The organism is Burkholderia sp. WP42, assembly GCF_000745665.1.
Taxonomy (GTDB): Bacteria; Pseudomonadota; Gammaproteobacteria; order Burkholderiales; family Burkholderiaceae; genus Burkholderia; species Burkholderia vietnamiensis.
The window spans coordinates 96,990-114,932 of record NZ_JQJT01000018.1 but is presented as its reverse complement, the minus strand read 5'-3'; the positions used below and the strand labels follow the sequence as shown (position 1 = coordinate 114,932).

The 17,943-nt window shown below is 71.0% G+C and carries 15 protein-coding genes; 10 read left to right on the top strand and 5 right to left on the bottom strand.

Annotation, left to right across the window (positions count from 1 at the left end; genetic code table 11):
• The first annotated feature begins 8 nt into the window (after positions 1-8).
• From EX20_RS11585 to EX20_RS11560, 6 genes are all read left to right on the top strand, one after another.
• On the top strand, positions 9-1,286 hold the full coding sequence (locus EX20_RS11585; RefSeq protein ID WP_034193672.1) for an NAD(P)/FAD-dependent oxidoreductase: 1,278 nt from the start codon (positions 9-11) through the stop codon (positions 1,284-1,286).
• On the top strand, positions 1,283-2,752 hold the full coding sequence (locus EX20_RS11580) for an aldehyde dehydrogenase family protein (protein ID WP_014726127.1): 1,470 nt from the start codon (positions 1,283-1,285) through the stop codon (positions 2,750-2,752). The genes EX20_RS11585 and EX20_RS11580 overlap by 4 nt, the downstream gene beginning before the upstream one ends.
• Before the next feature lie 29 nt (positions 2,753-2,781).
• Positions 2,782-4,008: a M20 aminoacylase family protein gene (locus EX20_RS11575; RefSeq protein WP_371464616.1), complete on the top strand. Its 1,227-nt coding sequence runs from the start codon at positions 2,782-2,784 to the stop codon at positions 4,006-4,008.
• 193 nt (positions 4,009-4,201) lie between these two features.
• Positions 4,202-5,104: a GNAT family N-acetyltransferase gene (locus EX20_RS11570; protein ID WP_034193625.1), complete on the top strand. Its 903-nt coding sequence runs from the start codon at positions 4,202-4,204 to the stop codon at positions 5,102-5,104.
• A gap of 230 nt (positions 5,105-5,334) precedes the next feature.
• Positions 5,335-6,012 carry a heavy metal response regulator transcription factor gene (locus EX20_RS11565; protein WP_011880461.1) on the top strand — a complete coding sequence of 226 codons (678 nt, stop codon included), beginning with the start codon at positions 5,335-5,337 and terminating at the stop codon, positions 6,010-6,012.
• Complete coding sequence (locus EX20_RS11560) at positions 6,009-7,469, top strand: heavy metal sensor histidine kinase (protein WP_034193624.1); 1,461 nt, start codon at positions 6,009-6,011, stop codon at positions 7,467-7,469. Before EX20_RS11565 ends, EX20_RS11560 begins: the two co-directional genes overlap by 4 nt.
• Here the strand turns inward: EX20_RS11560 and EX20_RS11555 are convergent.
• The 3 genes from EX20_RS11555 to EX20_RS11545 all read right to left on the bottom strand — a co-directional run bounded on the left by EX20_RS11555 (position 7,447) and on the right by EX20_RS11545 (position 13,959).
• On the bottom strand, positions 7,447-8,988 hold the full coding sequence (locus tag EX20_RS11555; protein WP_034193623.1) for an efflux transporter outer membrane subunit: 1,542 nt from the start codon (positions 8,986-8,988) through the stop codon (positions 7,447-7,449). The two genes, EX20_RS11560 and EX20_RS11555, sit on opposite strands and share 23 nt — an antisense overlap.
• A gap of 170 nt (positions 8,989-9,158) precedes the next feature.
• Positions 9,159-10,649, bottom strand: coding sequence for an efflux RND transporter periplasmic adaptor subunit (locus EX20_RS11550; RefSeq protein WP_034193622.1), 1,491 nt, complete (start codon positions 10,647-10,649; stop codon positions 9,159-9,161).
• Between the two features lie 52 nt (positions 10,650-10,701).
• Positions 10,702-13,959, bottom strand: a complete 3,258-nt coding sequence (locus EX20_RS11545) for an efflux RND transporter permease subunit (RefSeq protein ID WP_034193621.1) — start codon at positions 13,957-13,959, stop codon at positions 10,702-10,704.
• Between the two features lie 271 nt (positions 13,960-14,230).
• On the opposite strand from EX20_RS11545, the gene EX20_RS11540 reads away from it, so the two are divergent.
• Positions 14,231-14,512, top strand: a complete 282-nt coding sequence (locus EX20_RS11540) for a DUF4148 domain-containing protein (protein ID WP_034193620.1) — start codon at positions 14,231-14,233, stop codon at positions 14,510-14,512.
• Positions 14,509-14,814 (top strand): hypothetical protein, encoded by a 306-nt coding sequence (locus EX20_RS11535; protein ID WP_034193619.1) that lies wholly within the window; start codon positions 14,509-14,511, stop codon positions 14,812-14,814. The genes EX20_RS11540 and EX20_RS11535 overlap by 4 nt, the downstream gene beginning before the upstream one ends.
• Here EX20_RS11535 and EX20_RS11530 read toward each other — a convergent pair.
• Together EX20_RS11530 and EX20_RS11525 are read right to left on the bottom strand one after the other, a co-directional pair.
• Positions 14,742-15,884, bottom strand: a complete 1,143-nt coding sequence (locus EX20_RS11530; RefSeq protein WP_034193618.1) for an FAD binding domain-containing protein — start codon at positions 15,882-15,884, stop codon at positions 14,742-14,744. The genes EX20_RS11535 and EX20_RS11530 overlap by 73 nt on opposite strands.
• Before the next feature lie 145 nt (positions 15,885-16,029).
• Positions 16,030-16,797 carry a TetR/AcrR family transcriptional regulator gene (locus EX20_RS11525; protein WP_034193617.1) on the bottom strand — a complete coding sequence of 256 codons (768 nt, stop codon included), beginning with the start codon at positions 16,795-16,797 and terminating at the stop codon, positions 16,030-16,032.
• A gap of 192 nt (positions 16,798-16,989) precedes the next feature.
• Between EX20_RS11525 and EX20_RS11520 the strand changes: the two genes are divergently transcribed.
• Both EX20_RS11520 and EX20_RS11515 read left to right on the top strand, forming a co-directional pair.
• Positions 16,990-17,202 carry a hypothetical protein gene (locus EX20_RS11520; protein WP_051974428.1) on the top strand — a complete coding sequence of 71 codons (213 nt, stop codon included), beginning with the start codon at positions 16,990-16,992 and terminating at the stop codon, positions 17,200-17,202.
• Entirely contained in the window at positions 17,184-17,921 is a 738-nt protein-coding gene (locus EX20_RS11515) for a YoaK family protein (RefSeq protein ID WP_034193615.1), read from the top strand. Before EX20_RS11520 ends, EX20_RS11515 begins: the two co-directional genes overlap by 19 nt.
• Positions 17,922-17,943 lie beyond the last annotated feature (22 nt).

Below are 17,943 nucleotides of genomic sequence, written 5' to 3'. Positions count from 1 at the left end.
AGTGCGTGATGCGTTTCGGTTCCTATTGGCTCGATACGTCCGAGCCCTTCGCGAGCCGCTCGCCTGAGCTGCCGGACGGAATGTGCGACGTGGCGGTCGTGGGCGGCGGGATCACCGGTTCGGCGGCCGCGCTCGCGCTCGCGAAGAAGGGCGCGCGTGTGGTGGTGTGCGAAGCCGGCACCGTCGGGCACGCCGCGTCGGGCCGCAACGGCGGCATGTGCAACAACGGCTTCGCGCAGGACTACGCGATGCTGTCGCAGCGCATCGGCGCCGAGCTGGCGAACCGGCTCTATCAGGCGTTCGACGCGGGCGTCGACATGGTCGAGCGTCTGATCGAAGAAGAGTCGATCGATTGCGATTTCGTGCGGCGCGGCAAGCTCAAGCTCGCGGCGAAGCCCGCGCACTACGACAAGCTCGTGCGCAGCCAGGCGCTGCTCGCCGCGAACGTCGATCGCGACACGCGCATCGTGACGAAGGCGCAGCTGCGCGACGAGATCGGATCGAGCCGCTACCACGGCGGCTTGCTGTTCGAGAAGAGCGCCGGGATGCACGTCGGCCGGTATGTGCGCGGCCTCGCCAACGCCGCGCAGGCGCGCGGCGCGCACGTCGTCGAACATGCGCCGGTGCTCGGGATGAAGCGCGACGCAGGCGGCGCATACGCGCTGCGCACGCCGCTCGGCGAGATCCGCGCGCGTCAGGTGCTGCTCGCGAGCGGGATCTCGCAGGTGGGGCCGTTCGGCTGGATCCGGCGCAGGATCGTGCCGGTCGGCGCGTTCATCATCGTCACCGAGCCGCTGCCGCGCGAACTGCTCGACCGCCTGCTGCCGACCCGCCGGATGGTCACCGACACCAAGAACTTCGTGAATTTCTTCCGCGTGACGCCGGATCACCGGATGCTGTTCGGCGGGCGCGCGCGTTTCGCCACCTCGAACCCGCGTTCGGACGAAAAGAGCGGACTGATCCTGCGCCGTCAGATGGCCGCCGTGTTTCCCGAGCTGGCGAACGTGCGCGTCGACTACTGCTGGGGCGGCATGGTCGACATGACCGCCGACCGGCTGCCGCGCGCCGGCGAGCGCGACGGCGTGTATTACTCGATGGGCTACAGCGGCCACGGCACCCACATGGCCACGCTGATGGGGACGCTGATGGCCGAGATCATGGACGGACGCGCCGATCTCAACCCGTGGCAACGTTTCGACTGGCCGGCGATTCCCGGCCACTTCGGCAAACCGTGGTTTCTGCCGTTCGTCGGCGCATGGTACCGACTCAAGGACACACTCCAATGACTTCTTACGACCAATCACCGGTTCGTCACCTGCTCGAGGCCGGCCGGCTCGAGCGCTTCTTCATCGACGGCGACTGGGTCGCGCCCGACGGCGGCGGCCGCTTCGCGGTCGTCTGCCCGTCGACGGAAGACACGCTGTGCGAGATCCCGCTCGGCAGCGCGCGCGACGCCGATCGCGCGGTGCAAGCCGCGCGCCACGCATTCGCCGGCTGGGCCGCGACGTCGCCGCAGGAACGCGCGGCGCTGCTCGACCGCGTGCATCGGCTGCTGCTCGAGCGCGCCGAGCGGTTCGCGACGGCGCTCGCGCTGGAGATGGGCGCGCCGCTCGGCTATGCGCGCAGCGCGCACGTGCCGCTCGCCGCCGAACATATCCGGGTCGCGCGCGACAACCTGACCGATTACCCGTTTCGCAAGCAGCGCGGCACGACCGCGATCGTGCGCGAGCCGATCGGCGTATGCGCGCTGATCACGCCGTGGAACTGGCCGATCTATCAGATCACCGCGAAGGTCGGCCCGGCGCTCGCGGCGGGCTGCACCGTGGTGCTGAAGCCGAGCGAGCTGTCGCCGCTCAGCGCGCTGCTGTTTGCGGAAGTGCTCGCCGATGCGGGCGTGCCCGCGGGCGTATTCAACCTGGTGAGCGGCACCGGCGCGGAGGTGGGCGCCGCGCTGTCGTCGCATCCGCTGGTCGACATGGTGTCGATCACCGGCTCGACGCGCGCCGGCGTGCTGGTCGCGCAGGCCGCGGCGCCGACCGTCAAGCGCGTCGCACAGGAGCTCGGCGGCAAGTCGCCGAACGTCGTGCTGCCCGATGCCGACCTGGAGCGCGCCATCGCGCCGGGCGTGGCCGCCGCGTTCCGCAACATGGGGCAGTCGTGCAGCGCGCCGACCCGCATGATCGTGCCGCGCGAAGCGCTCGGCGCGGTCGAGGCGCTCGCCGTCGCCGCGGCGCAGCGTTGCGTGGTCGGCGATCCGTTCGCCGACGCAACGACGCACGGGCCGCTCGCCAATCGCGCGCAGTTCGAGCGGGTCGCGCAGATGATCGACGTGGGCATCGCCGAAGGCGCGAAGCTGATCGCCGGCGGCCCCGGCCGCCCGGCGGGATGCGAGCGCGGCTTCTATGCGCGGCCGACGATCTTCTCCGACGTGCGCACCGGCATGGCGATCGCGCAGCAGGAGATCTTCGGCCCGGTGCTCGCGATCCTGCCTTACGACAGCATCGACGAAGCGGTCGCCATCGCCAACGACACGGTGTACGGGCTGGGCGCACACGTGCAGGGCGCCGACAGGGAACGCACGCGCGCCGTCGCGGCCCGCATCCGGGCCGGGCAGGTGCATCTGAACTACCCGGCGTGGGACCCGCAGGCGCCGTTCGGCGGCTACAAGCAGTCGGGCAACGGCCGCGAGTACGGCGTCGAAGGGATGGAGGAGTACATGGAGGTCAAGTCGATCCTCGGTTACTACGACTGAAGCCTGGGCCGCGCGACGTCCGCGCGGCGATGCACAATCCCGACCGTCCATCATCGAAGGTGTCGAACTTGGAACACGCCATTCTTTCCGAAGCGTCGCTGAGCGCGCATCGTGCCCACTGGGCGAGCTTGCGCCGCGACCTGCATGCGCATCCCGAATTGCGATTCGACGAGCACCGGACCGCCGACGTCGTGGCCCGCGAACTCGCGGCGCTCGGCTACGCGGTGTCGCGCGGGCTCGGCGGCACCGGCGTGGTCGCGAGCCTGCCCGGCACCGACCCGCGCCGCGGCATCGTGCTGCGCGCCGACCTCGACGCGTTGCCGATTCGCGAAGCCAACGACTTCGCGCATGCGTCGTGCACGCACGGCGTGATGCACGCCTGCGGGCATGACGGTCATACGGTGATGTTGCTCGGCGCCGCGCGCGTGCTCCGGGAGCTGCCGCAGCTGGCCGGCAGCGTCCACTTCGTGTTTCAGCCGGGCGAGGAAGGCGGCGCGGGCGCGCGCAAGATGATCGACGACGGCCTGTTCGAGCAGTTTCCGACCGAAGCGGTGTTCGGCATGCACAACTGGCCCGGCCTGCCGGCCGGGCACTTCGGGTTGCGCACCGGCCCGATCATGGCCGCCGGCTCGCGGTTCCGCATCACGGTGACCGGCAAGGGCGCGCACGCGGCGCAACCGCATCTCGGCATCGATCCCGTCCCGCTCGCCTGCGCGATGGTGTTGCAGTGCCAGACGATCGCCGCAAGGCACAAGGACCCGGTGGACCCGGCCGTGATCTCCGTCTGCATGTTCCAGGCCGGCACCACGGACAACGTCATTCCCGACAGCGCCGAGCTGCGCGGCACGATCCGCACGCTGTCGTCCGCGTTGCAGCAGCAGTTGCAGCGCGACGTCCGGCTCATGTGCGAGGCGCTGGCCGGCGCGAGCGGCGCGCGCGCGGACGTCGAGTTCTTTCAGTACTACCCGGCGACGGTGAATACGCCGGCCGAGACGGCCCTGTGCGAGGCGGTGATTCGCGACACCTTCGGCGAGCAGCGCCTGCGCCGCGAGGTGCCGCCGAACATGACGTCCGAAGACTTCGGCTTCATGCTCGAGGAGCGGCCCGGCGCGTACGTGCTGATCGGCAACGCGGCGGACGGTGACGCGGCGCCGGCGCTGCATCACCCGAAATACGATTTCAACGACGACATCATTCCGGCCGGCGTGCGCTACTGGGTGTCGCTGGCGCAGCGGTATTTCGCGCGCGCGGCGTGACGGTGCGCGGCTTCGAACGCGCCGTATTAAACGGCGGCTAACGAACGCTTAAGCGTGCGTTAGCCACAGCAAACACGTCTGTTCCTATAGTGACCGCTGCGAACACGCCGCGCGATGTCGCCGGCGATACGGCAACACAGGCGCGGGCCGTCGTCCGTGCCGGCTCGACACACGACACAAGAGGGATCGCCCGATGACACACGAACACGCGACCAACGCTGCCGCGCCGGCGACGGCGCTGCACTATCGACGCTTCACCGCCGCCGACGTGAGCGCGGCCCACGCGCTGTCGGTGGCGCTGCGCTGGCCGTTCCGGGCCGAAGACTGGCAGTTCTCCGCCGACACGTCGACCGCGTTCGTCGCCGAGGAGGACGGCGTGGTCATCGGTACGGCGATGTGCTGGAAGTACGGCGCGGATCGCGCTGCGCTCGGACACGTGATCGTGTCGTCCGAGCACCAGGGGCGCGGCATCGGGCGCGCGCTGATGGAGATCGTGCTCGACGAGCTCGGGCCGCGCATCACCTTCCTGCACGCGACGCCGGCCGGCCAGCCGCTTTACGAAAAGCTCGGCTTCGCCGTGTGCGGCTCGCTGGATCAGTTTCAAGGCAACGTCGAGCGGCCTGCGTCGGTGACGCTCGCCGGCGGCGAGCGCCTGCGGGCCGCTACGCCGGGCGACCTGGATTGCCTGGTGGCGCTCGACACGCGCGCGTCCGGGCTCGGGCGCGCCGCGCTGCTGGCCGCGTTGCTCGCGCGCGGCGAAGGCGTCGTGCTGGAGCGCGGCGGCGAGATCGCCGGCTTTGCGGTGCTGCGCCGCTTCGGCCGCGGCCACGTGATCGGCCCGGTCGTCGCGCCGCGTTCGCCCGACGATGCGCATGCGAAGGCGCTGATCGCGCACTGGCTGCGCGCGCGCGACGGCGAATTCGTTCGCATCGACGTGCCGTCCGGCACCTGCCTGCCCGACTGGCTCCATGCGCAGGGCTTGAAGCGCGTGGACACCTGCTCGAAGATGGTCCGCAACGCGCCTGCCGCGGCGCACGGCGCGCCGCACGATCCGGACTGCGGGCTGTACGCGCTCGTCAGCCAGGCGATGGTGTAACGCGCGTCCGGGCGCCGACGCGCAGACGGCATCGCGGCGGTGCCCAGCTCGCCGCCGGGCCGACCGCATGCCGCACGCCATGTGCCGCGTGCCGCGATCGCCGCCGAACGCGATGATGACCGGCACATTACAGTTTCGTCATCGACGCTGCCGACGCATGCACGGAACGTCTCGCCATCGCCGTTTCCCGGTAACATCGCCGCATCTTTCCCCATGCGACGGAGCCGGCGATGCGCATCCTGATAGTCGAAGACGAACCGAAGACGGGCGCGTACCTGAAGAAGGGTCTGGAGGAGTCCGGATTCAGCGTCGATCTCGCCAAAGACGGCGGTGAAGGGCTGATGCTCGCGCAGGAGGAGCGCTACGACGTGATCGTGCTCGACGTGATGCTGCCGGTGCTCGACGGCTGGGGCGTGCTCAAGCGGCTGCGCGACACGCACACCACGCCGGTGCTGTTCCTGACCGCGCGCGACGACGTGCAGGACCGCGTGCATGGGCTCGAACTCGGCGCCGACGATTACCTCGTGAAGCCGTTCGCCTTCGTCGAGCTGCTGGCCCGCATCCGCACGCTCGCGCGTCGCGGCCCGCCGCGCGAAACCGAGCATCTGGCGGTCGGCGATCTGGAGATCGACGTGGTGCGCCGCCGCGTGAAGCGCGGCGCCGTGCGGATCGACCTGACGCCGCGCGAATTCTCGCTGCTGCAACTGCTCGCGCGCCGGCAGGGCGAGGTACTGAGCCGCACGCAGATCGCGTCCTACGTCTGGGACATGAATTTCGACAGCGACACCAACGTCGTCGAAGTCGCGATCCGGCGGCTGCGCGCGAAGATCGACGATGCCTTCCCGGTGAAGCTGATCCATACGGTGCGCGGCGTCGGCTACGTGCTCGAACCGAAGGACGACGCGTGACACGCTTGCGATCGCTGTCGGCGACGCTCGCGCTCGCGTTCGCCGCGACCACGCTCGCCGCGTTCGCGCTCGTCGGCGCGTACGTGTACATGGGCCTCGAGCGGCAGGTGAACACGCAGGACGATCTCGACATCGTGCTGGCCGCGCGCCACACGCGCCGGCTCGCGGGCGAGCTCGAATCGCTCGACGCGGTGCGCGCGCACGCGGAGCGTCTGACGAGTCAGGTGCTCGGCAACGAGGCGCTGTCGATGGTGGTCCTCGACGCCAACGGCGACGTGCTGGTGCGCCACAACGTCCGGCTGAGCGCACCCGACGCGGCGCTCTACGACGCGCCGGGCGCACCGACCGACGCGCAGCTGCTGGCGCCCCGCGCTGTGCCGGTGCCCGACAACGAACGGATCACGGCCGAGCGGCTGCAGACATGGACGGTCGACGGCGGCACGCCGATGCGCGGCGTCGTGATCGCCGCGGCGCTCGGCGATCACACGCCGATCCGCATCGCGATCGCGCGCAATATGCACGACCGCGCGCAGCTGCTCGACGGCTACCGAGACCGGCTGAAGGTTGCGGGAGCGGCAGGCGCGCTGTTCGCGCTGCTGTTCGGCTACTGGCTGATCCGCACGGCGCTTGCGCCGCTGCGCGAGATCGTCGCGAACACCGGCCGGATCACGGTCGACAAGCTCGACACGCGGCTCGACGCGTCGCGCGCGCCGCACGAGTTGCGCGCGCTGGTCGACGCGCAGAACGCGATGCTCGCGCGCCTGCAGCAGGCGTTCGCGCACCTGTCGCAGTTCAGCGCGGATCTCGCGCACGACCTGCGTACGCCGCTGAACAACATGCGCGGCGCAACGGAAGTCGCGCTCGCGCGGCCGCGCTCGGCCGACGAATACCAGGCGCTGCTCGAATCGAACCTCGAGGAATACGACCGTCTCGCGCGGATGATCGACAACGTGCTGTTTCTCGCGCGCGCCGAGCACCCGAGCTTCGTCACGCGGCAACGCGCGTTCGACGTGCGCGACGAACTCGATCGCATCGCCGAATACTTCGAGGGGCTCGCCGACGAAGCGGGCTCGACGCTGCGCGTCGAAGGGCACGGCCGGCTGACGGCCGACGTCGAGCTGTTCCGCCGCGCGATCGGCAACCTGCTCGCCAACGCGCTGCGCTACACGCCGGCCGGCGGCGTGATCACGCTGGCGGTCGACGAAACGGCGGACGCCGTGCAGGTCGTCGTCGCGAATCCGGGCGAGCCGATCGACCCGGCGCTGCTGCCGCGGATCTTCGACCGGTTCGTGCGCGGCGACCCCGCGCGCAGCGGCGGTGCGCCGGGCGGCACGGCCGGGCTCGGCCTCGCGATCGTGCGCTCGGTGATGGAGCTGCACGGCGGCAGCGTGCGCGTCGAGAGCGATGCGCGCGGCACGCGTTTCATCCTCACGTTCAACCCGCCGCCGCCGGCGTGACGGCCGCGCGGTCGTTCGTCGCCGCTGACGGCGCCGGTTGCGCGCCGGCCGCCGCGTCTGCGTCGCGGCCCGCGGCGCCTTGCCAGCCGCCGCCCAGCGCCTTCAGCAAGCCGACTTCGGCTTCCATGCGGCGCGCGTCGATCTGGTCGGCCGTGCGGCGGTTCGTCAGCGCGATCGTCTGGGCGGTGACCACGTCCAGATAGCTGACCGCGCCCGCGTTGAAGCGGTTCGTCGTGAGCCGCAGCGACAGGTCGGCCGCGTCGGTCGCGCGCTGCTGGCTGCGCGCTTCGGACGCGAGCGCGGCGATCGTCGACAGTTGATCCTCGACCTGCTGGAACGCGACCAGCACCGTTTGCCGATAGCCGGCGACCGCGCCGTCGTATTGCGCGTGCGCGCCGCGCAGCGACGCGCTGCGGCGTCCGCCGTCGAACAGCGTGCCGGCGAGCTGCGGGCCGATCGACCAGAACAGGCTCGGCGCGGTGAGCCACGGCGCGAAGAACGAGCTTTCGAGGCCGGCGCTCGCGGACAGCACGAGATCGGGGAAGAACGCGGCGCGCGCCTCGCCGATCTGCGCGTTCGCGGCCGCGACGCGGCGTTCCGCCGCCGCGATGTCGGGCCGCCGTTCGAGCAGCTGCGACGGCACGCCGGCCGGAATGGCCGGCACCGCGAACGGCGTCACGCGCGGCGGCAGCGCGAAGGTCGACGCGCTCTCGCCGACGAGCGTCGCGATCGCATGCTGGAGCTGCGCGCGCGCTGCGTCGATGTCGGTGTCCTGCGTGCGCGTCGCTTCGAGCTGCGTGTCGGCTTGCGCGACCGCCGACGCGTCGATCGCACCGGCCGCCAACTGCTGCTGCAACAGCGTGAGTGCGTCGGCGTACGCGCGCACCGTGTCGTCGAGCAACTGCTTCTGCGTATCGAGCGAGCGCAGCGCGAAATAGTCGGTCGCGAGTTCGGCGGTCACCGACAGCTTCACCGCCTGCAGGTCGGCCGCGCTCGCGGCCGCATCGGCCTGCGCGCCGGCCACCGCGTCGCGCACGCGGCCGAACACGTCGGGCTCCCAGCTCGCGGCGACGCCGGCCTGATAGTCGGGCGTGGTCTTGCCGGCGAGCGACGAGCCGAGCCGGTTCTGCGACACGCGCGCGCGGCTTTGCGCGGCGCCCGCGGTGAGCGTCGGCAGGAAGCCGGCGTGCTGGTAATCGACCATCGCGCGCGCCTGCTGCAGATCGGCGACGGCTTTCTTCACCGTCTGGTTCGACACGTCGACGCGGGCTTCGAGCGCGTTCAGGTCGGCGTCGCCGAACACGGTCCACCACGCGCCGCGCGCGGCGGCGTCGGCCGGCACCGCGACGTGCCAGCCGGCCTGGGCCGCTGCGGCGGCCGGGGCGCCCGCGTAACGGGCGGGCACGGCGACGGACGGCGGCGCGTACGGCGGCAGCGTCGAGCACGCGCTCAGCGCGGCGGCGACGCCGAGCGCGACGATGCGCCGGGCAAACGGGAGCGGATGACGAAGAAGGCGCATGGCAGGTGTCTCGCGGGTTGTCGTCGATGAATCAGCTTTGGGTCGGTGTCGATGTCGACGCAGATGGCGGTGGGGCGGCGGCGGCCCCGAGCGCGACGATGCGCCGGGCAAACGGGAGCGGATGACGAAGAAGGCGCATGGCAGGCATCTCGTGGGTGGTCGTCGATGAATCAGCTGTGGGTCGGTGTCGATGTCGACGCAGACGCCGGTGACGCGGCGGTCGTGGGCCGGGACGGCACGGCGTGCGCGGACGATGCGGCAAGCGGCGCGGCAACGGATGACGCAACCGACGCGCCAGCGGGTGGGGCAACCGGTGCGCCAACTGCCGAACCCGCGCGGGCCACGATCTTCACGGCTTCCCCCGCGGCGATCGCATCGCCCGGGTTGTCGATCACGCGATCGGTCGGCGCGAGCCCCGCGACGATCTCGACCCGCGTGCCGAAATCGCGGCCGATCTGCACGGTTTTCAGCGCGGTGCGTCCGTGCGCGTCGACGGTCGCGACCGTCACGCCGTCCGGACGGAACAGCAGCGCGCTGACCGGCAATTCGAGCGCGGGCGCCGCGCTCGGCACGACGAGATGCGCTTGCGCATACGCGCCGGGCAGCAGCGCGCCGTCGCGGTTGTCGACGTCGATCTCGACGCGCAGCGTGCGCGTGACCGGATCGATCGCCCCGGCGGTGCGCGTGACGCGCGCGGCGAAGCGGCGCCCCGGATACTGCTGCGTGCTCAGGTAGACCTGCGTGCCGGTCGTGATGCCGGTCGCGCTGTCCTGCGGCACGTCGACGAACACGCGCAGCGTGTCGGTCTGCTCGAGATGGAACAGTTCGCCGGACAGCCCCGCACTGCCCGGCGTGCCGCCCGCGGTGACGAGCGTGCCGACGTCGACGTCGCGCGCGGTGATCACGCCGTCGAACGGCGCGGTGACCGACTCGTACGACACCAGTTCGGCGAGGTGCGCGACATTGGCCTGCGCGGAGGCGAGCATCGCGCGCTTGGCGTTCATGTCGGCGGTCTTCGTGTCGGCGTCCTGCTGCGACACCGACTGCGTCGCGAGCATCTGCTGCCAGCGCTGCGCGGTCGATTTCGCATAGTCGTAGTTCGCCTGCGCGGTGGCCGCGTCGGCGCGCGCCTGGCGCAACTGCGCGTCGAGGTCGGGCGCGGCGATCTGCGCGAGCGGCTGGCCGGCCTTCACGTGCGCGCCGAGATCGGCGCTCCAGTGCGCGATGTAGCCGCTCGTACGCGCATAGATCGACGCCTCCTCGTACGGCATCACCGCACCCGGCAGCGTCAGCGTCTGGTCGGCCGGCGCCGCGCCCGGCACGATCACCGATACCGGCAGCACCTGCTGCGCGGCCACCTGCGCACGCTGCGCGGCGCGCGCGTCGAGGCGCGGCACGATGCCGATCGCGAGCAGCGCGGCCGCCAGTGCGATGCCGGCGAGCGGCACGGCCAGCTTGCGGCCGCCGCGGGCGGGCGGCGCGTCGGGTGCTGCATAGGGTGTGGCGGTGGGCGTGGCGGTGGGCGTGGCATACGTGGCGGACGTAGCAGACGTGGCCGAGGTGGCGCGCGTAGCAGACGTCGCTGGCGTCGCAATCGCGGCGGTTGAAGTGCCGGCTTCGCCAGCCGGCGGCGGGGCGACGGGTTCGATCGAGTCGTTCATGATGGGTCCGGGGTCGGGGCGAGTCGAGGGATGAAGGAGCGGCCGTCCGCGCTCAACGCAGCGCCGGCGTATCGGGCGCACCGGGCGCACTGGGCATATCGGACGCACGACGCGCGCGCGCCGCGTCGCGACGCCGCTCGAGCCACGCGTGCACGAAGCCGAACACGACGGGCACGAACAGCAGCGTCGACAGCGTGCCGAACGCGAGCCCGCCGATCACCGCGCGGCCGAGCGGCGCGTTCTGCTCGCCGCCGTCGCCGAGGCCGAGCGCCATCGGCAGCATCCCGATCAGCATCGCGAGCGCGGTCATCACGACCGGACGGAAGCGGCTGAAGCCGGCGTCGAGCGCGGCCTGCCACGGCGATGCGCCGCCGGCGAGCAGCTCGCGCGCCGCATTGACGACGAGGATGCTGTTCGCGGTCGCGATGCCGATGCACAGGATCGTCCCGGTCAACGCCGGCACCGACAGCGTCGTGCGCGTCACGAACAGCATCCACGCGATGCCGGCCAGCGACGCCGGCAGGCCGCCGACGATCACGAGCGGATCGAGCCACGACTGGAAATTGACGACCATCAGCAGGTAGACCAGCGCGATCGCGAGCGCGAGACCGCCGAGCAGCCCGGCGAACGACTCGTGCATCGCCTGCACCTGACCGCGCAGCACGATCGACGAGCCGGGCGGCAGCTGCGCGCGCGCGTCGTCGACGAGCTTCGTCACGTCGGCCGTGACCGCGCCGAGGTCGCGCCCCTGCACCGACGCGAAGATGTCGAGCACCGGCTGCACGTTGTAGTGCGACACGACCGCCTGCTGCGTCGTGCGCGAGAAGCTGCCGAGCGTGCCGAGCAGGTTTTGCGCGGGCGCACCGGCCGCCGGGCCGCCGGCCGGGCGCTGCGGCGCCGGCGTGCCGCTGGTCGGCAACGGCACGTTCGCGAGCGCCTGCAGCGAATCGATCGTGTACTGCGGCGTCTGCACGAGCACCGGGTAGCTCACGCCGTTGCGCGGATCGAGCCAGAAGTTCGGCGTCGTCTGCGAGCTGCCGGACAGCGCGATCAACAGGTTCTGCGCGACGTCGCGCTGCTGGAGCCCGGCCTCGATCGCCTTGGTGCGGTCCACGTTCACGTCGATCGCCGGCTCGTCGCCGGGCTGCTGGATGCGCGCGTCGACCAAACCGCGCACGCCGCGCAGTTTCGCGAGCAGCGCGTTCGCGACCGCGCGGTTCTGATCCAGCTTGTTGCCGACGATCTGGATATCGACCGGCGCGGGCAGCCCGAAATTGAGGATCTGGCTCACGATGTCGGCCGGCAGGAACGCGAACGTCACGCCGGGGAACGACTGCGCGAGCAGGTTGCGCAGCCGGGCGACGTACGCGGCGGTCGGCGCGTGGCCCGGCTTCAGCGTGATCATCACGTCGGCGTCCTCGGTGCCGATCGGGTCGGACGAGTCGTAGGTGAGGTTGATCCCGCTCACCGGCACGCCGATGTTGTCGAGCATGCCGGCCAGTTCGCGCGCCGGAATCACGCTGCGCACCTTGGCCTCGACTTCGTCGGTCAGCCGTGCGGTCTGCTCGATCCGCGTGCCGGTCGGCGCGCGCAGATGCAGGCGGATCTCGCCGGTGTCGATCGCCGGGAAGAAGTCCTGGCCGGCGAACGCGAACAGGCCCGTGGACGCCACGCACGCCAGCACGAACGCGGCCGCGAAGCGGCGCCGGTGCGCGATCGCCGCGGCGAGCAGCGCGCGATAGCCGAGCCGGATCGCGTCGAAGCGGCGTTCGAACGCGGCCTGCAGGCCGGCGATACGCGCGAACACGCCGCGCGGCGGGCGGCCCTGGCCCTTCGCGCGCATCAGCACCATCGCGAGCGTCGGCACCAGCGTGCGCGAGAAGAAGTACGACGCGACCATCGCGAAGATCACCGCCTCGGCCATCGGCACGAACAGGTAGCGCGCGACGCCCGTCAACAGGAACATCGGCACGAACACGATGCAGATCGACAGCGTCGACACGAAGGTCGGCACTGCGATCTCGCCGGCGCCGGTGAGGATCGCGTCCTCGAGCGGCTCGCCGCGTTCGAGGTGATGCGTGATGTTCTCGATCGCGACGGTCGCGTCGTCGACGAGTATGCCGACCGCCAGCGCGAGCCCGCCGAGCGTCATGATGTTGATGGTCTGGCCGAGCGCGCCGAGCGCGAGCAGCGACGTCAGCACCGCGAGCGGAATCGACACCGCGATGATCAGCGTCGCGCGCCAGCTGCCGAGGAACAGCAGGATCATCAGCGCGGTCAGGCACGCGGCGATCAGCGCCTCGCGCACGACGCCCTGGATCGCGGACTTCACGAACACCGACTGGTCGTCGAGCGCCGCAATGTGCAGCGCCTTCGGCAGCCCGGCCGCGATCTTCGGCAGCATCGCCTTCACCTGGTCGATGATCGTCAGCGTCGATGCGCCGCCGGTCTTCTCGACGGTCAGCAGCGCCGCGCGCTTGCCGTCGGCGCGCACGATGTTGGTCTGCGGCGCGTAGCCGTCGCGCACGTGGGCGACGTCGCGCACATAGACGACGCTGCCGCCGATCGTCTTCACCGGCAGGTCGTTCAGCGCGACCACCGTCTGCGTGCTGCCGTTCAGCTGCACGTCGTACTCGTGCGTGCCGATCTTCGCGGTGCCGCCCGGCAGGATCAGGTTCTGCGCGTTGATCGCGTTCACCACGTCGATCGGCGCGAGCCCCTTCGCCTGCAGCGCGCGCGTGTCGAGATCGACGACGATCTGGCGGATCTTGCCGCCGTACGGCAGCGGCACGGCCGCGCCCTGGACGGTTGCGAGCTGCGTGCGGATGAAGCTGTTGCCGAGGTCGTACAGCTGCTGTTCGGCGAGCGTGTCGCTCGACAGCCCGAGCTGCAGGATCGGCACCGTCGACGCGTTGTACGTGATGATGTTCGGCGGCAGCGTGCCGGGCGGCAGGATGCGCAGGATCGACGCGGCGTTGCTGGCGGCTTCCGCGATCGCGCGATTGATGTCCGCGCCGGGGTGGAAGAACACCTTCACGACCGACACGCCGTTCAGCGACTGCGATTCGATGTGCTCGATGTCGTCGACGTCGGACGTGAGCGCGCGCTCGTAGTTCGACGTGATGCGCTTGGCCATGTCTTCGGCGGAGAAGCCGTTGTACGACCAGACGATGCTGACGACCGGGATGTCGATGTTCGGAAAGATGTCGGTCGGCATGCGCAGCAGCGCAAGCGGCCCCGCGATGAAGATCAGCAGCGCGAGCACGACGAACGTATAGGGCCTGCGCAATGCGAGCCGGACGATCCACATGATGTTGTTCCTCGAAGCAGGGCACGGATGCCGCGTTCGATGCGGCGAGCATGCAGTCTGCCGGCGCGGCGTTGACCCGAGCCTGTCGCGAAGATTACGAAACCGTCATCCGCGTGCGGCGGCGGCGGATGACGAATTTGTCATGTTCCGGTCAGCGTCGCGTGCACCGCGATCGCCAGAATGAAGACGTCAGGCAGCGAGTCGCATCGGGGCTCGTGCCGGCGGCGCATCGACGATGCGTCTTCATCGAATCGTTTCCGGGAGTTCCATCATGAACCGCAGGATGATTGCAGCCGCCTTGCTCGCGCTCACCATCGGCACGCCGGTGGCCGCGTTCGCCCAGAGCGCCTCGGCGGGCCTGACCCGCGCCGACGTGCTCGCCGAATTGGTCCAGGCCCAGCGTGACGGCACGGTGCCGACGTCGCGCTGGGATTACCCGCCGAGCGCGCCGACGATCGAGCGCAACCGCGAGCTGTATGCGCTCGGGCATGGCGAGCAGCACACGCAGAGCGCCGCGGCGGCGCAGTCCGGGTCGACGGGGAGTGCGTTGTGAAGGCCCGTGTGGTCGTGGCGCGCGTGACGGCGCTGGCGCTCGCCGCAGCGCTCGCGGCCGCCGTCGCACCGGCGTTCGCGCGCGGCCAGCCGCAATTGCCCGACGACGACGGCGGACGCGCCAGCGTGCTCGCCGCGTTGAATCCGCAGCACGACGCGACGCCCGAGCGTGCGGTCGCGGGCATGGGCTCGGGCTCGGCTGCGACGGGCGAGGCGCGGGTCGCGCATGCTCAGGCGGCGCCCATCAAGCGCGCGCCGAGCGCGATGCCGCGCGCGGACACCAGCGCGCTCGCCGCGCGCTGATCGGCATCCCAGGTCGCGAGTGCGGCGTCGAACACCGCGCCCGGCGCGACGTCGAGCAGTGCCGCGGCGAGCGCGACCGCGTTGTCCGCCGCCTTCGCGACGCCCGCCGCGGTGTGCGGGCGCACGACGCACGCGGCATCGCCGAGCAGCACGGTGCGGCCGAACGCCATGCGCTCGACGGCCAGATCGTAGATCGCCTGCGCGAACGGGGCCGGTGTCGTGTCGACGAGCGTGGCGAGCGTCGGCGCGAGCATGCGGTCGGCGGCGTCCACGAGTTCGGCGCGGTTGTCGTCGCGCATCGCGCCCGGCGGCAGCGACCCGTCGCGCTGCGTGCCGTCGCGGGTCAGGAACAGCGACGTCAGCCGCTCCGGCGCGAGACGGCGATACCAGACCCAGTTCACGCGCCGCTTGCCGGGTTCGATCGCACCGTCCGCGCCGGGCACCAGATAGGTCAGGAACAGGTGCGCGCCGCCTTGCTGGAACGTGAAGCGCTCGCGCAGCAGGTACAGCACCTGCTCGGGCAGCGCGTGTTCGTCGACGAGCCCGCGCCACGCGACGTAGCCGGCATACGCGGGCCGCACGTCCGGCAGCAATTGCGCGCGCACCGTCGAGCGCGCGCCGTCGGCGCCGATCAGCAGATCGGCCGTCTCGACGCGGCCGCTCGCGAACTGCGCGACGACCCGGTCGCCGTCCTGCTGGAACCGCTCGAACGCGTCGCCGGCATGGATCACGTCGTCCGGCAGCGCGTGCTTCAGCGCCGTATAGATCACGTTCCATCCGGTTTGCGTTTGCGGCATGGTCAGGCGTTGCACGACGCGATCCTGCGCGTCGACGTAGATGCGCTCGATCGAATCGACGCCCGCGTTGGCGGGCAGCGCGACGCCGCCGAACGCGAACGCGCGCTCGATCGGCGGTTGCAGCACGATGCCGCCGCCGCGGCTGTCGAGCTCGCGCGCCGATTGCTCGAACACGCGGACGTGCCAGCCGCGCGCGCGTAGCGCGGTCGCGGCGAACAGGCCGCCGACCGATCCGCCGACGATGACGGCCTTGCGGCCCGATGCGCGTTCCATGATGTGTGCTCCCGACGAAGATCCATGCGCACGGCGGGCGGCCGCGCGCGGCGGCGTAGCGCCGATATCGCACCGAGCTTAGGGCAGGATGGGCGCGCGCGAGTTGAATCGTTCTGAAGCGCTCGGACGGCGGGCGGGGTTTGCGCTACCCGCGCTTGCGGCGCGGTGTGGGTGTGGGCGCGGGCGTGGGCGTTGGGGCGGGTGTAGTCGTCGTCGGCGGCGTGTCCGCCGCCACGCGCTTCAGCGCGGCCGGCGTGCCGTTCAGGAACGCGTCGATCTGCCGCTCGATCTCGGCGTCGACGTCGTCGGGCACCGGCAGCCCGTACACCCATTTGCGCACGCCGAGATAGAAGATGCTCGCGTGCAGGCTCCACACCAGCTCGATCTCCGCATTGCGCTGCGCGTCGGACGCCGGCGTCGGGATGTCGTATTCATGGCGCAGCTCGCGCAGCACGGGCAGGAACACGCGCTCGCGCAGCCGCGACAGATAGCGCGTATTGAACCCTTCGCGGCTCAGGCCGGCGAAGATGAAGGTGCGGATCCATGCGCGCCGCAGGATCGTCTGCGCGTACGAACGATAGAACGCGACGAGCCGCTGTTGCAGCGGAATCGTCCGGTCGGCGATCAGTTTTTCCCAATCGGGATTCCACGTGTAGACCTCGTCGTACACGCGATCGATCAGCGCTTCCTTGCTCGGGAAGTAGCGGTACAGCAACGGCTGCGTGACGCCGATCTGCCGCGCCAGCTCGCGCGTGCTGCCGGAAAAGCCGTGCGTCGCGAAGTGTTCGACCGCCTTTTCGACGATCTGCCGCTCGCGGGCCTCCGGCGTGAGGCGGCGGCCCGGCGTGGCGGCCGGTTCGGCGGCCGCCGTCCGGCTCGGGCGGGACGCTGCTTTGCGCTTGGTTTCGGTCATCCATCGGCTCCTGAGTGGCGCCCATTCTGCACTTATCGGTCGAAAAATAGCAAGGCGAGCCGGCCGCCGGATTCAGAAGATTTAAGTTCGCCGCCATGACTTTAAGGATGGCGTTCCTTAGGCTGCTCCGTGATCGCCGCACGCATCGGACGCCGCCCGGCGCCGGCCCGTGCGCCGCAACCGAAACGGACCATGCCTCATCTGATCTCGCTGGGAGCCGGCATCGCAGCCGGCCCGCCGTACCACCTGGCGCGCGTGCCGTCGCTCGTGCCGTCGTCGCTCCCGCCCGCCGGGCCGCTCGACATCGTCATCGTCGCGGGCGAGCCCGCGCTTCCCTTGATGGCCGCGCCGATGCGCGCGCCGCAGAACATGAAGGAAGGTGCGTCATGCCAGCCGGCCAGCTAGCGGCAAGCGGCGCGAGCGCGCCCGATCACGTGGCCGGCGAGGACGTGATGCTCGCGTCGATCGCGGGCTACGTCGACACGCTCGGCTTCGTCGCGCTGTTCGGGCTGTTCACCGCGCACGTCACCGGCAACTTCATCCTGATCGGCTCCGGCATCGCGGGCGTCGGGCAGGGCCTCGTGATCAAGTGGCTCGCGTTTCCCGCGTTCATCGCCGGGATCGTCGCCGCCCGCCTGCTCGATCACCGGATGCGCGTGCGCGGCCACGGCCCGCGCGCGTGCTCGCTGTATGCGATGCAGGCGATCCTGCTGACCGGCTTCATGCTGGCCGGGGTGGCGGCGTCGCCGATCGCGAGCGCCGATGCGCCCGCGACGATCCTCTGCGGGCTGCTCGGCGCCGCGGCGATGGGCGTGCAGAACGCCCACGGCCGGCTGACCGCGCGCTCGGTGGTGGCGAACACCGTGATGACCGGCAACGTCACGCAGGCCGTCATCGACGCATTCGACTGGCTCGTGCCGATCGCCGCGCCCGCGGAGCGGGAAGCCGCCCGCGCGCGCTTGCGGCGCACGCTGCCGCCGGTCGCCGGTTTTGCGCTCGGCGCGGGCGCCGGTGCGACCGCGTATCTGTATGCGGGGTTCTGGGCGCTCGCGCTGCCGCTGGCGGTGCTGGTGTTTCTTGCCTGTCGCGCGGGCCGCCGCGACGCGCGGCCCGCATCCCGCTGAATCCGAATCCGCGCGCGGCGCC

What these genes read in the sequence shown, in the direction of transcription:
- EX20_RS11580 (WP_014726127.1), top strand. Translation starts at nt 1,283, where the DNA reads ATGACTTCTTACGACCAATCACCGGTTCGTCACCTGCTCGAGGCCGGC.
- EX20_RS11540 (WP_034193620.1), top strand. Translation starts at nt 14,231, where the DNA reads ATGAACCGCAGGATGATTGCAGCCGCCTTGCTCGCGCTCACCATCGGC.
- EX20_RS11575 (WP_371464616.1), top strand. Translation starts at nt 2,782, where the DNA reads ATGCACAATCCCGACCGTCCATCATCGAAGGTGTCGAACTTGGAACAC.
- EX20_RS11555 (WP_034193623.1), bottom strand. Translation starts at nt 8,988, where the DNA reads ATGCGCCTTCTTCGTCATCCGCTCCCGTTTGCCCGGCGCATCGTCGCG.
- EX20_RS11530 (WP_034193618.1), bottom strand. Translation starts at nt 15,884, where the DNA reads ATGGAACGCGCATCGGGCCGCAAGGCCGTCATCGTCGGCGGATCGGTC.
- EX20_RS11525 (WP_034193617.1), bottom strand. Translation starts at nt 16,797, where the DNA reads ATGACCGAAACCAAGCGCAAAGCAGCGTCCCGCCCGAGCCGGACGGCG.
- EX20_RS11565 (WP_011880461.1), top strand. Translation starts at nt 5,335, where the DNA reads ATGCGCATCCTGATAGTCGAAGACGAACCGAAGACGGGCGCGTACCTG.
- EX20_RS11515 (WP_034193615.1), top strand. Translation starts at nt 17,184, where the DNA reads ATGCCAGCCGGCCAGCTAGCGGCAAGCGGCGCGAGCGCGCCCGATCAC.
- EX20_RS11520 (WP_051974428.1), top strand. Translation starts at nt 16,990, where the DNA reads ATGCCTCATCTGATCTCGCTGGGAGCCGGCATCGCAGCCGGCCCGCCG.
- EX20_RS11550 (WP_034193622.1), bottom strand. Translation starts at nt 10,649, where the DNA reads ATGAACGACTCGATCGAACCCGTCGCCCCGCCGCCGGCTGGCGAAGCC.
- EX20_RS11585 (WP_034193672.1), top strand. Translation starts at nt 9, where the DNA reads ATGCGTTTCGGTTCCTATTGGCTCGATACGTCCGAGCCCTTCGCGAGC.
- EX20_RS11570 (WP_034193625.1), top strand. Translation starts at nt 4,202, where the DNA reads ATGACACACGAACACGCGACCAACGCTGCCGCGCCGGCGACGGCGCTG.
- EX20_RS11545 (WP_034193621.1), bottom strand. Translation starts at nt 13,959, where the DNA reads ATGTGGATCGTCCGGCTCGCATTGCGCAGGCCCTATACGTTCGTCGTG.